Origin of the sequence: Mesorhizobium sp. M0815 (assembly GCF_040319995.1) — a bacterium.
Lineage (GTDB): Bacteria > Pseudomonadota > Alphaproteobacteria > Rhizobiales > Rhizobiaceae > Mesorhizobium.
The window spans coordinates 1-1429 of the sequence record NZ_JAMYOU010000075.1; the positions used below are offsets into that span (position 1 = coordinate 1).

General features: G+C 62.6%; 1 protein-coding gene. It reads right to left on the bottom strand.

The window, feature by feature from the left end; all coding sequences use genetic code 11:
• Window positions 1–107 precede the first annotated feature (107 nt).
• The gene (locus NKI01_RS30795; protein ID WP_023718475.1) at window positions 108–1307 is read right to left on the bottom strand and encodes an IS256 family transposase; all 1200 of its coding nucleotides are present in this window, start codon (window positions 1305–1307) and stop codon (window positions 108–110) included.
• Between the last annotated feature and the right edge of the window lie 122 nt (window positions 1308–1429).

Below are 1429 nucleotides of genomic sequence, written 5' to 3' on the forward strand. Positions count from 1 at the left end.
AGTTGTGTGCGTCAAGTTCTGCAAAAATGGCGTGGCAGTAGCTGTGACGTCGGCGTGTCCGCCGCGCAGCCCCCGTGTTTAGCGGAGCGGCGGACACACGGCGGTGCTCAGGCGGCCAATGCTCTCAGGCTCTCCTTCTTGTGCTCGCGCAGATGATCCATGTTGAGATAGCGGGTCGCCTCGAGCCAGTTCTCGTGGATCTCGACCGCCAATGCCCGAACCAGCCGCAGGCAGCTCCGCGGGTTGGGGAAGATGCGAACGACCAGGGTGCGCCGCTTGATCTCCTGGTTCAGCCGCTCCAGCATGTTCGTCGACTTCATGTGCTTGTGGTGGGCAAGCGGCAGCCGATAGAAGCTCAGCGTCTCCTCGATGTTGTCTTCCACCCAGTTGACCAGCTTCGGGTATTTGGCCTGCCATTTGGCGATCCACTGCGCCAGGTCGCGTTTGACCTCGGCAAGGTCGCGCCGGTCGTAGAACCATCTGAGCTCCATCAGGCAATCGTCGTCGACCTTGCGCGGCACGTAGTCGAGCGCGTTTCTGAGGAAGTGCACGTAGCAGCGCTGCCAGACCGCTTCGGGCAGCACTTCGCGGATTGCCGCCCTGAGCCCCGGATGGTCGTCGGAGACGACGAACTCGACGCCGGCGAGCCCGCGATTCTTGAGCCCCGTCACGAACTCGCGCCAGCTCGAATGGCTCTCCCGGTTGGCCAGCTCCACGCCCAGGACCTGGCGCCGGCCCTCCCAATCCACGCCGATCGCCACCAGCACCGCCTGGCTGGCGATCACGCCCGCCTCGCGAGCCCGTTCATAGCGCGCGTCCAAGATGAGATACGGATAGCTTTCCTCGAGCCGCTGCGTGAAGAACGCCTTGAGCGCCTCATCCAGCCGCATCGTCGCCTCGCTCACCGTCGAGGCCGAGAAAGAGTGGCCGCACAATTCCTCCGTCACCGCCTTCACCTTGCGGGTCGAAACGCCTTGTACGTACATCTCGACCAGCGCCGACACCAAGGCCTTCTCCGAACGCTGATAGCGCTCAAACAACTCCGTCGAGAACCGGCCCGTCCGATCCTGCGGAACGCGAAGTTCCAGCACCCCAACCCGCGTCACCAGCTTGCGCTCGTAATACCCGGACCGGTAACTCACCCGCTCCGCCGTCCGCTCGCCTTTCTCGGCCCCGATCGCCTCCGTCATCTCGGCTTCCAGAGCCTCCTGCACGACAGTCTGCAATACCTGGCGAAAGCCGTCCTCATCCGACAGCAGCAACGCTTTCAACTCGCCCCTGCTCAGTTTAACTTCTCGATTGGTCATGGCACTTCCCCTTCCACGGGAATCGGTGATTGCAACGTCACCACCGTGCCATGGCCGCTCGCCCTTCAGAGCAAGCGCCGTTCTCTCTCCAAAACTTTTTGCAGAACCTTCAGGACACTATC

Excerpts from the sequence above, each read along its gene's own strand:
- NKI01_RS30795 (WP_023718475.1), bottom strand. The coding sequence starts at position 1,307 with ATGACCAATCGAGAAGTTAAACTGAGCAGGGGCGAGTTGAAAGCGTTG.